The organism is Arthrobacter sp. 10N43 (assembly GCF_056394525.1).
Window position 1 is genome coordinate 449,675 of sequence record NZ_JBFTIA010000003.1, and the last position, 12,506, is coordinate 462,180.

The following is a 12,506-nucleotide window of genomic DNA, read 5'->3' on the forward strand; positions in this document are numbered from 1 at the left end:
CCTTGGGGCGGCCGGACGGCCAGAGCAGTTGGGCCCGGGTCCGCGCCGGAGTTCCGCCGGTTCCGGCGGTTCCGTCAGCGGGAGAGCGTGCCCAGTGCGGTCGCGGCGAACGCCCGGGCCGAGGCATCCCAGTGGCCCAGCAGCGCCTGGAGGTTCTCGCCGTCGGCCCGGTGGGCGGTGGTCTGATCCTCAAGGACCGCCAGGACGCCGGTGCGCAGCTCGGTGTTGAAGTTGACCTTGCCCACGTTCATGGCCGCGGCCTTGACCAGTTCCTCGGCCGGGATGCCCGAGGCACCGTGGAGGACCAGCGGGATCCGGGTCCGCACGGCGATGTCCTGCAGCACGTCCCAGCGCAGCCGGGGCTCCCCCTTGTACTTTCCGTGGACGTTGCCCACGGCCACGGCGAGCAGCTGCGCCCCGGTGCGGGCCACAAAGTCCTCCACCTGGGCGGAGTCGGTGAGGCCGGCGGGTTCGTCCGCCACGCCGGTCCCGAAGGCCCGGTCCTCGTCGCCGGCGAGTCCGCCGAGTTCGGCTTCAATTACGACGTCGGCCCTCCCCTGCGCTGCCAGGGCTGCCCGGACGCCCTGGACCAGGGCGATGTTGTCCTCGTACGGCAGCGAGGACCCGTCCACCAGCACGGAGTCGGCTCCGGCGCTGACGGCGTCGGCGATCACCTGCGGGTCGGCGGCATGGTCCAGCTGCACGGCAATCGGAACGCCGGCGGCGTCGGCGAGTCCGCGGAGGGCCGCGATCAGCCGCAGCCCGTTGGGCGTGGCCGCGGTCTTCGGCGCAACGAGCAGGATGGCGCCCCGGCCGGATTCCTCGGCCGCGCCCGCAACGGCGAGCGCGGTGGTGAAGTCGTAGCAGGTGAACGCAGGGACCGCGGAGCCTTGCTGCAGGGCCCCGGCGACCAGGGTGTCGAGTTGGGTACGCATCAGGCGCTCAGGCCTCCCACCAGGATCCAGGCGACGAACGTCAGCGCGAAACCGGCCAGTCCCAGCACGGTGGTGAGCACGGTCCAGGTCCTGAGGCCGTCGGCGACGGTCAGGCCGTAGTAGCGCACAACCACCCAGAACCCGGCGTCGGTGACGTGTGAAAGGCCCAGGGCACCGAAGCCGATGGCGATCACGATCACGGCAATCTGCGCCGGGGTGTAGCCGCCGCCGGCCACGGCGGAGGAGAGCAGGCCGGCCGTGGTGACGATCGCGACGGTGGCCGAGCCCTGGGCGGCGCGGAGGGCGAGGGAGATGATGAAGCCAAGCAGCAGCAACGGAACGCCCAGGGTGTCCAGGGATTCGGAGAGCGCCTTGCCGATTCCGCTGACCTGCAGGACGCCGCCGAAGACGCCGCCGGCCGCAACGACCATGAGGATGGAGGCGATCGGGGGCAGGGCTCCTTCGAAGATTTCGCCGGTTTCCACGAGCGACCACTGGCGTCGGACGGCGAGGAGGAAGAAGGAGAGGGCAACGGCCACGAGGAGGGCGAAGACGGGGTTGCCGACGAACGCGGCGACGCCGTACCAGAAGTCGTTCTTGTCGATCACGAGGGTGCCGACGGTGCCCAGGAGGATCAGCGCGATCGGGGTGGCGATGAGGAAGATGATCAGGCCGGGACGCGGCGGGGCAATGGCTTTGCTGCCCGGGCCCTCGTGGCCAACACGGACCATGGTGGCGGAGCCGAACTCGTCCACCTGGGCCTTGACGGAGGGCAGCAGCTCGTAGTTCCTGCGGTTCATGATGGCTGCGACCCAGTAGGACAGGAAGCCCAAGGGCACGCAGATCGTCAGCGAGATCAGGGCGATCAGCCCGATGTCGGCGCCGAGCACGCCGGCACCGGCCACAATCCCGGGGTGCGGCGGCACGGCCACGTGGATGGCCAGCATGATGCCGGCCATGGGCAGGCCGAACTTCACCGGGTGGACGTTGGCGATCTTGGAGAAGGCGTAGACGATCGGCACCAGGACGATGATGCCCACTTCGAAGAACACCGGAATCGCGACCAGGAAGCCGACTGCGGTGAGGGCCACGGCCACGCGCCGGGCGCCGAGCTTGGCGGTGAAGTGGTCGGCGAGGGACTGCACGCCGCCGGAGACCTCGATCATCCGGCCCAGGATGGCGCCGAGCGCGATCAGGAGCGCGACCTTGCCCATGGTGCCTCCCACCCCGGTGGCCACCACGGTGAAGATGTCCTTGAGCGGGATCTGCGCGGCCACAGCCACCAGGATGCTCACGGTCAGCAGGGAAACGAAGGCCTGGATCTTGAAGCGGATGATCATCACCAGCAGCAGGGCAACGCCGGCAGCAGCGATTGTCAGCAGCAGCGGAGTTCCCAGCTCCACGGCAGGCTTGATGACGGGCGCGTCGGCCGCGCGCACCATCAGGGAATTAAGCAGGGGGGTCATGAGGGGATGTCTCCTTTGACAGGGGAATATTCTCCGACGATTCAATCGCGAGGTAAAAGTGGAGTGGCGGGGTGGTGCCCGGCGACGGCGGAGGGGGGACCGCCGTCGCCGGAGGTGGGGTGGCGGGTTAGGCGGTGCGCTTGGTGGGCGCGAGGACCTTGATGACGGCGGAGTCATCGGCGGCGGCGAGGCCCTGGGCCTGGCCCAGGAGGTAGAGCTGCTCCGCGGCGGCGGCTACGGGGGCGGCGAGGCCGGCGGCGCGGGTGGCCTTGCCGACGATGCCCATGTCCTTGACGAAGATGTCCAGGCGGCTGAGGACCTCCGCGCCGTTTTCCGTGTAGGCCTCCAGGATGCGCGGTCCGCGGTTGGAGAGCATGAAGGAGCCCGCGGCGCCGGCCTCGAGGGCGGCGAGGGTCTTGGCCTGGTCCAGGCCGAGGGCGTCGGCCAGGGCCATGGCCTCCGCGGCGGCGGCGATGTGGATGCCGCAAAGCAGCTGGTTGACGGTCTTCAGGGCCTGTCCGTCGCCGGGCTTGTCGCCGACCACGGTCAGGGTGGAGGCCAGCAGCTCCAGGGCCGGGCGGGCCTTTTCCTGGGCCTCGGGCGATGCGCCCACCACGATCAGCAGGTCGCCTTCGCCGGCACGCTTGGGTCCGCCGGAGAGCGGGGCATCAACGAGTTCGACGCCGTATTCGGCCAGGCGGTCCACCGTGGCCGGGATGGCGTCGGTGCCCACGGTGCTGCCCAGGATCACGACGGAGCCCGGCTTGAGCACGGAGGCCACGCCGTTCTCGCCGAAGAGGACATCGTTGAGCTGCTCGCCGTTGCGCACTGCCAGCAGCAGGGCGTCGGCGCCTTTGGAGGCTTCCTGGGCGGAGTCGAACGTGCGGATGCCGGCGTCTTGAGCCAGCTTCAGGCGCGGCTCGGCGATGTCGAAGCCGTGGACGTTGAGCTGGCTGGCCAGGCGCGTGGCCATGGGCAGGCCCATGGCGCCAAGGCCCAGGACGGTGATGGTGTAAGTGCTGGTCATGGTGTTCTCCATCGAATGATGTGGTGTGGAATCAGAAAGTGTTGCTGAGCTTGCGCGTGACATCGGCGAGGGACTGGTCATCGCCCACGTTGCCGGCGAAGACGATGTACGGAATGCCCTTGGCCGGGCCGTCCACCGGCTCCCAGAGGCTGACGATGCCCGGCAGCATGGGCCCGCGGACGATCGCGTGCCGGATTTCCAGGCCGTGTGCGGCCACGTCCGAGGACGTGATGCCGCCCTTGGCGATCACGAAGCGGGGCGGGAAGGTCTTCAGCGTGCGGTTCACGACGGCGACGACGGCGGCCGAGACGGTCCGGGCGATCCGCAGGCTTTCGGCGGCGTCGGAGGTCTTGATCAGGAGCCGGCTCGTGTGGACAATGACGTCGCCGCCGCGGAGCGCGGCAACCACCGTGTCAACGGTTTCGTCGAGGTACTCCCCCGCGTTCTCGCCGAGCAGTCTTTCGACGTCGATCTCCACGGTCCGGGCCGCGCTGTGCTGCGCGGTGAGGGCGTTGAGCTGGCGGGTGGTGACGCCGACGTGCGAGCCGACGACGATCAGGCCGCCGGCTTCCGAGGGGGTGTTGCCCGCAAACGCTTCTTCGCCGCTGAGTTCGGTGCGGATTTCCTGGCCGATCCGTGCCCGGACGAACGGCGGGCCCACACGGTAAAGGAGCTTCTTGCCGCGGCGTTCTGCTTCCTCCAGGCCCAGGGACAGGGCGCGCAGATCGTTTTCGGTGACGATGTCCGCCACGATCGGGGTGGAGTTCGTGGCGGCGTCGATGGCGTCGGCGATCGCCTTGGCGGAGATGCTCGGATCCGTGGAGGCCCGGATGATGTCCAGGTCCAGCACGATCACCGAGTCCGCGGGGAACCGGCCGTTCGACTTCTCTTCCACGTACTTGGCCATCTCCGAGTTGGCGAAGCCGAAGCTCGCGTCCCGGGCGAATTCGGTCTCTGCCACGGGGGTGAGCCGTCCGGCGTCCTCGCCTGTGCCGCGGGTGAAGTGCACGCCGCCGATCGTCACGCGGCCGGCGTCGGGGAACGCGGGAACGATCACGACGCCGTCGGTCGTCTCGCCGTTGACGGCGGTGACGGTGGCGGCGATGACGTCCGGTTCGAGCGGGTAGTGGCCGCGAAGGGTGGAGTCGCTCCGGCTGACAAAGCTGAGCCGCAGTGCTCCCTCAGCCGTTCCTGCCGTTGATGCGGCGGCAGCGAGGGCGTTCCGGACGATCTCCTCGTTGCGGGCTGCGGCCTCGGCGGGGTCAAGGCTGCGGGTGTTGGTCAGCACGTAGACCGCGCGCTGGCGCTGGCCGTTGACTTCGTAGCCGAACGCCCAGGCGAAGTCCCCCACTTCCCAGCGGGTGAGGACGGGCAGGTTCGACACGGACTGGGTGCCGGTGGGGTCGTCGTCGAGGACTACCAGGACGCGGGGGGATGTCTCGGACGAGGCCGCCACGCTGTCTGCCACGAGCCGGGCGGGGATCTGTACTTCCGCGGGGAAAGCGGCCAGCACGTCTGCTTCGAGGGGCACTATGCACTCCATTGTGTGGGATCGATCGGTGGAAACCTGCGGTACTCCGGGAGCCGCAGAAGGGGCTAAATGTAAGATGTCAGACATCTTATATCTGAGTGCTAGTGTGGCATATGGCACAAGGACACGCAAGTAGACTTGGCCATCAGGAGCACGCCATCAGGCAAGTCATCAGGCTGAGTGCAGTCGCTGGACGGGGAGAATTGGCTAGGAAATCGCTGGTCGGCGTAGTGGCCGACGAACTGCTGGACCGGATCATTGCCGGCGAGTTCCCGCCCGGCGCGAGCGTCCCCGGCGAACTTGAGCTCAGCTCCCGGCATGAAGTCAGCCGGATGACCGTCCGCGAGGCCATGAAGACCCTCGAAGCCCAGCGGATCCTCAGTGTGGAACGGGGCCGCGGCACGTTCGTGAACCCGATCAACCGCTGGGGCTCCCTGGATGCCGTATTGCGGGCAGCCTCAGAGGGCACCAATGACGCCTCGGCCGCCATCCAGCTCATTGAGCTGCGGCGGATGCTGGAGACGGGGGCATGCGAACTTGCGGCCGGTCGGATGGCGGATTCTGACATCCAGGCCCTCCGCGCGCAGGTCGAGAGGATGCGGCAGGCCCATGAGACCAACGATCTCGCCGCGTTCGTCGAGGCTGACCTCGCCTTTCACGACCTCATACTGCAGGCATCCGAAAACGTCTTCGTCGCCGTTTTGTTCGAACCGCTGCACCGGGTGCTGGAAAAGCGCCGGACCGAGACGTCCAAGGTGCCGGACATCCAGAAGCACGCGATCGGGCACCACCAGAACATCGCGGACGCGCTGGCATCCCGCGACCCGCACCGGGCCCGGGACGCCATGGACGCGCACATGCAGCAGACCCTCGATGACCTGAAGACCTTCGTCCTGGCCGAAGGCAGCGCCTGACGCCCAAACGACCGGCGGGCGCTTAGGCGCGCTGCTCAGGCGCGCTGCTTTGGCGTGCTGCTTAGGCGTGCTGCTTTGGCACACGCTTGGCGGAGCCGTTCAGGCCAGCGAGAGGAAGAGCTTCTCCAGTTCTGCCCGGTCCAGGCTGGGGTCTTCCTGCTGCATGCACTGCTGCAGGCCGGTGGCGATAATGGCGAATCCCGCCTTGTCCAGGGCGCTGGAGACGGCCGCCAACTGGGTCACGACACTCTTGCAGTCGCGGCCTTCCTCGATCATCCTCGTGACTGCCGCGAGCTGCCCCTGCGCGCGGCGAAGCCGGTTGATGACAGGCTTCATGTCGGTGGGATCGAGTTCCATTGGTACCTCCGGGATCGGCGCGTCAGGTTCCACATCATACCCCCCTGAGTATTTTCGGCCCCGAAGGGAAGGGGGTCTCCGCTCCCGCGGCAACGCCGCCTCGGCGCCTCGCTAGGGGCATAAGTACCTAGCGCGGCATGGATTATCGGCGTATTGGTGGTGATGTGAACGCCGCCAGGTTCCTCGAGCCGGACGCCGGCCATACCGGCAACAATATTCCCGCGGCGGGGCGGCGGCAGCCGGGGTTTCAGGGCTCCGCACGAGGTCAGTCAGGTGCATGGCGTTCACCGCCCTGGAGCCGGTACGTCGCCCTCGGAGATTCGTTCACGGCAGGTGTCGGCGACCCGGAACCGTTGAGCCCCGGCGGCATGCGGGGGTGGGCGGACCGGATAGCCGAGGAACTCGGCGAGGGCCGCGGAGAGTTCGGGTACGCCAACCTCGCCATCAGCGGCCTGGTCCTGCGCGAAATCCTCGACCAGCAGCTTGAGCCGGCCCTGAACCTGAAACCGGACCTCGTCACCCTCTCGGCCGGCGGGAACGATCTCGTGTTCCATCGCGGCGATCCGGACCGGATGGCCGCCTCCCTCGACGCGGCCGTGGCAGTGCTCTCAGCCACCGGGGCCACGGTGGTCCTGTTCACCGGGCCGGACTGGGGCGAGACCGCCGTGTTCGGGCACATCAGGGGCAAGGTTGCGGTCTTCAACGAGAACATCCGCGTCATCGCCGCCCGGCACGATGTCCTCATTGCTGATTTGTGGGCACTGCGGCAATTGGGCGATGCCCGAATGTGGGATCCGGACCGCCTGCACTTCTCGCCGCTGGGTCACCACACCATTGCGGCCATGGTCCTGGACACGCTCAACGTGCCACACCGGCTGCGCCCCCTTGAGCCCAAGCCCATGCCGCCGGGGAGTTGGCGGGAAACCCGGGCCAGCGATCTGGCCTGGGTGGCGCACTACATGCTGCCATGGATGGTGAGCAAGATCAGGCCGCGGGCCGACGCCTTTCCCCGGCAGGCAAAGCGGCCGCTGCCGGGACCACCGCCCCCCGGGGTCCCGGATTCCGGTCCCATCCCCCTAGTCCGGCCCGGTTCCGTGGGCTAGTCTGCAGGAACGGCCCACAGCCGGTCATCGATGACGATCACGAGGAGCGAAGTTGTCTAATCACACCTACAGCATTTCTGAAATTGTCGGAACCTCGAACGAAGGCGTCGATGCGGCGGTCCGGAACGGCATCACGGAGGCCGCCAAGACCCTCCGGAACCTTGACTGGTTCGAAGTCAAGGAGATCCGGGGGCACCTTGAAAACGGCCAGGTCGCGGACTGGCAGGTCACCATCAAGCTCGGGTTCCGCCTGGAGCGCTGACGCCCGCTCCGGAGCGCGGACGGCACAGACCGGCCCACCTTCGGAGAAAACCCGCAACGCGTCAGGGCGGAGGAGGTCAGGACGGAGAGGAGCGCTTCATGCGCTACACGCATCTGGGCCGCTCCGGCCTGACCGTCTCGCGCCTGTGCCTGGGGACCATGAACTTTGGCCCGCAGACCGAGGAGACGCAGGCCTTCACCATCCTGGACACCGCTCAGGCCGCCGGCATCAATTTCGTCGATACCGCCAACGTGTACGGCGGTTCGAGCCACCGCGGCTGGACCGAGGAAATACTTGGCCGCTGGTTCACCCAGGGCGGGGAGCGCCGGGAGCGCACGGTACTGGCCACCAAGCTGTTCGGCACCATGACGGACCGGCCCAATGAGTCCAAGCTCTCGGCACTGCATATCCGCCGGGCCCTGGATGCAAGCCTGAAACGGCTGCAGACGGACTACATCGATTTGTACCAGTTCCATCACGTGGACCGAAACACGCCCTGGGAAGAGATCTGGCAGGCTGTCGAGGTCGCCGTACAGCAGGGCAAAATCCTGTACACCGGCAGCAGCAACTTCGCCGGTTGGCACATCGCCCGCGCCCAGGAAACCGCAGCCCGCCGCAACTACTACGGGCTGGTCAGCGAACAGTCGATCTACAACCTGCTGACCCGGGACGCGGAACTGGAAGTCATCCCGGCCGCCCAGCAGTACGGCCTGGGAATCCTGCCGTGGTCGCCGCTGCACGGTGGCCTGCTGGGCGGAGTGCTGCAGAAGGAGGGCGACGGCGTCCGCCGCATCGCGGGCCGCGCCCTCGAGGCGCTCAAAGCGCACCAGAAACAGATCCGGCGCTATGAGGACTTTGCCGCAGAGTTGGGCCAGGACCCGGCAGACGTTGCACTCGCGTGGCTGCTCCACCAGCCGGCAGTCACCGCTCCGATCATCGGCCCGCGCACCCTCGAGCAGCTCGAATCCTCCGTCAGGGCGCACAAATTGAAGCTCGACGCCGACGCGCTGAAGCGCCTTGACGAGATTTTCCCGGGCCACCGCACTGCACCGGAAGACTACGCCTGGTAGGCCGGATGTGGCTGAAATTTGGCATCCCGCCCGCCCCACCCACGGGGCGCCGGGTGGCCTTTGATACTAAGCATGATTACTATTGAGGCAGAAGGATGAAGCGCACCTGACGATCCAGGTGCCTCCTCTATGAAAGAAGAAGGAACGATAAAAATGGGTTTTTTCGCATTTCTGATTCTGGGCCTCATCGCCGGAGCAATCGCTAAGGCTATCCTTCCGGGACGTCAGGGTGGCGGCATCATCATCACCCTGATCCTCGGCGTCGTTGGCGCCCTCCTGGGCGGATTCATCGGCAGCGCACTGTTCGGCGTGGGCCTCAACGAGTTCTTCTCGCTGTCGACCTGGCTGCTGGCCATCGGCGGTTCGATCGTCGTGCTGCTGGTTTACGGCATGATCAGCAAGCGCTCAGTCCGCTAATACGGAGACTGGCCGGAAACCGGTCCTGGGGTATACCCAGGGCCGGTTTTTTGCATTATCTTCAAGTACCGCATGGAGAAGGAGCACAAAATGAAGGGCAAACTTCTTTTCGCCACCGGACTGGCCGCAGGGTATGTCCTCGGCTCACGGTCGGGCCGCGCCGCCTATGAGAAGCTCAAGGCCCGGGGCACCGAACTGTGGCACAGCAAGCCGGTCCAGGACAAGGTGGCCGCCGCGGCCGAAACGGTCAAGGACAAGGCCCCAGAGGTCACCGACCACCTGGGCGAGGCCGCCCGCCGCGCGGGTACCGTCATCAGCTCCGCCGTCCACCGCGAGGCCGGACACGGGAGCACCACCGCGGCGGACAAGCTGCCCTAGGCGCCCCGCGCAGGACGCCTAACCGGGCCCGCCGCCCTCAGCCGGCCGGCCGGCTGGCCCGGCTCAGCCGGAAAACGGCAACGCGCCAGCCACCACCGTGGCCCCCAGCTTCTCCGAGCGCAGCACCCGTGGTCTCAGTCCGTGCCTGCGAAGGATCTCGGACGTCTGTGCGGCCTGCCGGCGGCTGGTCTCGATCAGCACGTGGCCGCCTGGCGCCAGCCATTGACGTGCGCCGGCGGCGACCCGCCGCTGCACCTCCAGCCCATCGGCGCCGCCGTCGAGGCAGGCCCGCGGCTCATGCACGCGCGCCTCCTGCGGCATGGTTTCGATGTCGGCCGAGGGAACGTAGGGGGCATTGACGGCCAGCAACCGGACGCGGCCCCGGAGTCCCGCCGGGAGCGGATCGTAGAGGTCGCCCTCATGGACCTCCCCGCCCAAGGGCAGCACGTTGGTGCGCGCACACGCCACGGCGGCAGGGTCGATATCGGCGCAATGAAGTTCGATGGCGGAGGGCAGGTCGATGGCGCTGTGCTGTTCGATGGGGCCGGGCTGTTCGATAGTGCTGCGCCGTCCCTTGGGGCCGGCGAGCGCGGCCAGCGCCGCCCCGACCGCGCCGGAGCCGCAACAGAGATCAACAACGACCGGCGCGGGCCGGCCTGCCCCGGCCGGCTCCTGCCGCCAGGTGTCCAGGAGCGCGGCGGCCTGCCGGGCGAGGAATTCCGTGCGTCGCCGCGGCACGAAGACTCCGGTGTCCACGGCGATGCGGAGTCCGCAAAATTCCGCCCAGCCGAGGATGTGTTCAAGCGGGAGGCCGGCAACCCTCCGGCGGGCCATCTCATCAAGTTCGGCCGGCGTCGGGGCGGCGGCGATCAGCAGGCTGGCCTCGTCTTCGGCGAACACGCAGCCGGCCGCACGGAGCCTGGCCGTGAGTCTCTGGTGCGGGGAATCTTGGCCAACTAGTGGCATGGGAGCGCCTTTCGGTCTGGTGTCAGACGCCCTCACCGTGAGCTGGCCGCAGCCGGCACCGCTGGGAGGGCGCCCTTTCTGGACTTGCGTGAACGGGACCCACCTCCTTCTGCTGCAGTTGCCCGGAATCCTATGCTACCCAAGGCTCCCAGCCGCCGCGATGGGGCCAGCCGGGTTTGCGCGCCCTCTTGCCACGGCGGTTTGCCGCCACGTGGAAGGCCCGGCTGGCAGGATGTCAGCATGGAATCCATCCCTGCACACCACCTCATCTGGACCGGCTCCTACACTGCAGACTCCGGCGGCAGCGGTTCGGGGATCGGCGCCGTCGCCGCGGCGGCCGACGGCACCCTGCGATGGCTCGGTCTTGCGGCGGAGGCCGACTCGCCGTCCTTCCTGGCGGTCCACCCCTCGCTTCCTGTGGTTTACGCCGTTGCCGAGCATGCGCGGACCGTGCGGGCCTACCGCCGGGATGGCGCGTTTGGCCTGGAGCCTGCGGGACCCGCGTGGCCGGCCGGTGACGCGGCCTGCCATGTCGCCGTCGAGCCTTCCGGGCGCTTCCTGGTGGTGTGCTGCTGGGGCGACGGCCAGGTGCTGTTCTACGAACTCGGTGCCGACGGCGGAATCCTGGACCGGGCCGCCGCCGCCGAGTCCCGCGACCCCTACGGCTCCGCTCCCGACGCGGAAGCCCCCGAAAAACCAGGGCGGCCCAGCCGCGCCCATGCCGCGCTCATGCTGGCCGACGGCCGGGTGATGACCACGGACCTGGGCCACGACCTCCTGCGGATCTGGACCGTCCGCTCCGAGCCGGGGCCGGCTCTGCGGCCGGTCCTGGACCATGAGGTGGTCCTGCCGCAGGGCAGCGGCCCCCGGCACCTGGTCCAGCACCCGGGCGGAGACGTCTTTGTGGTGACCGAGTATTCAATTGAGGTGGCCGCGGCCTCGCTGTCGCCGGACTCCGGTGCCTTCCGGCTCGGATTCGTCGGGCCGGCCACCGCCGGCGGTGCCGTGCCGGGAGATTCTGCGGCAGAAATCGCGCTGGCAGCCGACGGCAGGCACGCCTATGTGGGCGTGCGCGGCTCGAACCGGATCAGCGTGCTGGAGGTGGCGGCCGGAGGCGCGGCGCTGCGGCCGGTGGCCGATGTTCCCAGCGGCGGCGACTGGCCCCGGCACCATGTGGTCCGCGAGGGATGGCTCCACGTCGCCCACGAACGCTCGGGCGACGTCGTGACCTTTCCCCTGGACCCCGAAACAGGGGTGCCGGGCACCCCCTTGGACCGGCTGGACGTGGCCTCCCCCACCGCGCTGGTGCCGGCCGGGCTCACGCCACGGGGTTGAGGGGCTGACGCCCCGGCGCGGGAGGTGCCGTCCTCGGGGCGCCGAAAAAGAACCCGGCCGCCCGATCGCGCAGCGGCGGTACGGGGCGGTGGATGATAGCCGCGGCCTCGGCGGCGGCCACATCGGCCGGGGGCCGGTCCGCGGCGTCCATAGCCGTCATGGCACCCAGCAGCGACACCCAGCGGGGCCCGAGACCGGGCGGGATCACCGGGCTCCGCAGAGTCCGTGCCACCAACGACTCCACCGGCGTCCCCGGGAACGCCTTGGCCGCGGTCAGGCATTCCAGGAGGACCAGACCCAGGGCGTAGACATCCGCCGCCGGATCCGCCGGTCCCCCGTTGGACTGCTGCGGACTCATGTAATGCACGGTGCCCGACGACGATCCCGGCACGAGGACAGTTCCCGCGGGTACGGCAATCCCGAAATCCGCAATCCTCACCGGGGACCTGCGCAGTGAGCTAAGAAGGATGTTGGCGGGCTTGATGTCCTGATGCACGAAGCCGCCGGCGTGCACGTGGCCGAGCCCGGACAGGGCAGCCGCGGCCCAGCCGGCCACATCCTGCGGCTCGCTCGGACCCGCATGGATCCGTTCCGCCAGGCTCCCGCCGTAGGCAAATTCCTCCACAAGGAAGGGACGGCCCGCCCACGGGTGTCCGTCCGGCACGCGCCCCCCGCCCACAAAGGCCACTACCGCCGGGTGGTCCAGCCCGGACAGAATACGGGCTTCGTCATGGATCCAGGGCCG

The 12,506-nt window shown here is 68.6% G+C and carries 14 protein-coding genes; 7 read left to right on the top strand and 7 right to left on the bottom strand.

Annotated elements, in window-relative coordinates; translation table 11 throughout:
- Nucleotides 1–74: 74 nt before the first annotated feature.
- The 4 genes from AC1DDO_RS06935 to AC1DDO_RS06950 form a co-directional block, all read right to left on the bottom strand.
- On the bottom strand, nucleotides 75–935 hold the full coding sequence (locus AC1DDO_RS06935; protein WP_476866920.1) for a class II fructose-bisphosphate aldolase: 861 nt from the start codon (nucleotides 933–935) through the stop codon (nucleotides 75–77).
- Entirely contained in the window at nucleotides 935–2,401 is a 1,467-nt protein-coding gene (locus tag AC1DDO_RS06940; protein WP_476866919.1) for a GntP family transporter, read from the bottom strand. Before AC1DDO_RS06940 ends, AC1DDO_RS06935 begins: the two co-directional genes overlap by 1 nt.
- Nucleotides 2,402–2,528: 127 nt before the next feature.
- Nucleotides 2,529–3,428 carry an NAD(P)-dependent oxidoreductase gene (locus tag AC1DDO_RS06945; protein WP_476866918.1) on the bottom strand — a complete coding sequence of 300 codons (900 nt, stop codon included), beginning with the start codon at nucleotides 3,426–3,428 and terminating at the stop codon, nucleotides 2,529–2,531.
- A gap of 31 nt (nucleotides 3,429–3,459) precedes the next feature.
- Entirely contained in the window at nucleotides 3,460–4,959 is a 1,500-nt protein-coding gene (locus AC1DDO_RS06950; protein WP_476866917.1) for a four-carbon acid sugar kinase family protein, read from the bottom strand.
- A 203-nt stretch (nucleotides 4,960–5,162) separates the two neighbouring features.
- Between AC1DDO_RS06950 and AC1DDO_RS06955 the strand changes: the two genes are divergently transcribed.
- Nucleotides 5,163–5,873, top strand: a complete 711-nt coding sequence (locus tag AC1DDO_RS06955; protein ID WP_476866916.1) for a FadR/GntR family transcriptional regulator — start codon at nucleotides 5,163–5,165, stop codon at nucleotides 5,871–5,873.
- A 99-nt stretch (nucleotides 5,874–5,972) separates the two neighbouring features.
- On the opposite strand, the gene AC1DDO_RS06960 is transcribed toward AC1DDO_RS06955, so the two are convergent.
- Nucleotides 5,973–6,230: a metal-sensitive transcriptional regulator gene (locus AC1DDO_RS06960; RefSeq protein ID WP_441408203.1), complete on the bottom strand. Its 258-nt coding sequence runs from the start codon at nucleotides 6,228–6,230 to the stop codon at nucleotides 5,973–5,975.
- 137 nt (nucleotides 6,231–6,367) lie between these two features.
- Here AC1DDO_RS06960 and AC1DDO_RS06965 point away from each other — a divergent pair, with 137 nt between their 5' ends.
- The 5 genes from AC1DDO_RS06965 to AC1DDO_RS06985 all read left to right on the top strand — a co-directional run bounded on the left by AC1DDO_RS06965 (nucleotide 6,368) and on the right by AC1DDO_RS06985 (nucleotide 9,460).
- The gene (locus AC1DDO_RS06965; RefSeq protein ID WP_476866915.1) at nucleotides 6,368–7,333 is read left to right on the top strand and encodes an SGNH/GDSL hydrolase family protein; all 966 of its coding nucleotides are present in this window, start codon (nucleotides 6,368–6,370) and stop codon (nucleotides 7,331–7,333) included.
- A gap of 52 nt (nucleotides 7,334–7,385) precedes the next feature.
- Nucleotides 7,386–7,595, top strand: a complete 210-nt coding sequence (locus AC1DDO_RS06970) for a dodecin (RefSeq protein ID WP_476866914.1) — start codon at nucleotides 7,386–7,388, stop codon at nucleotides 7,593–7,595.
- Nucleotides 7,596–7,693: 98 nt separating this feature from the next.
- Nucleotides 7,694–8,665, top strand: a complete 972-nt coding sequence (locus AC1DDO_RS06975; protein ID WP_476866913.1) for an aldo/keto reductase — start codon at nucleotides 7,694–7,696, stop codon at nucleotides 8,663–8,665.
- A gap of 153 nt (nucleotides 8,666–8,818) precedes the next feature.
- Complete coding sequence (locus tag AC1DDO_RS06980; RefSeq protein WP_476866912.1) at nucleotides 8,819–9,082, top strand: GlsB/YeaQ/YmgE family stress response membrane protein; 264 nt, start codon at nucleotides 8,819–8,821, stop codon at nucleotides 9,080–9,082.
- Between the two features lie 90 nt (nucleotides 9,083–9,172).
- The gene (locus tag AC1DDO_RS06985) at nucleotides 9,173–9,460 is read left to right on the top strand and encodes a YtxH domain-containing protein (RefSeq protein WP_476866911.1); all 288 of its coding nucleotides are present in this window, start codon (nucleotides 9,173–9,175) and stop codon (nucleotides 9,458–9,460) included.
- Between the two features lie 63 nt (nucleotides 9,461–9,523).
- On the opposite strand, the gene AC1DDO_RS06990 is transcribed toward AC1DDO_RS06985, so the two are convergent.
- Nucleotides 9,524–10,426, bottom strand: coding sequence for a putative protein N(5)-glutamine methyltransferase (locus AC1DDO_RS06990; protein WP_476866910.1), 903 nt, complete (start codon nucleotides 10,424–10,426; stop codon nucleotides 9,524–9,526).
- Nucleotides 10,427–10,666: 240 nt separating this feature from the next.
- On the opposite strand from AC1DDO_RS06990, the gene AC1DDO_RS06995 reads away from it, so the two are divergent.
- Nucleotides 10,667–11,761: a lactonase family protein gene (locus AC1DDO_RS06995; protein WP_476866909.1), complete on the top strand. Its 1,095-nt coding sequence runs from the start codon at nucleotides 10,667–10,669 to the stop codon at nucleotides 11,759–11,761.
- On the opposite strand, the gene AC1DDO_RS07000 is transcribed toward AC1DDO_RS06995, so the two are convergent.
- Nucleotides 11,745–12,497: a serine/threonine-protein kinase gene (locus AC1DDO_RS07000; RefSeq protein WP_476867079.1), complete on the bottom strand. Its 753-nt coding sequence runs from the start codon at nucleotides 12,495–12,497 to the stop codon at nucleotides 11,745–11,747. The two genes, AC1DDO_RS06995 and AC1DDO_RS07000, sit on opposite strands and share 17 nt — an antisense overlap.
- Nucleotides 12,498–12,506: the final 9 nt, after the last annotated feature.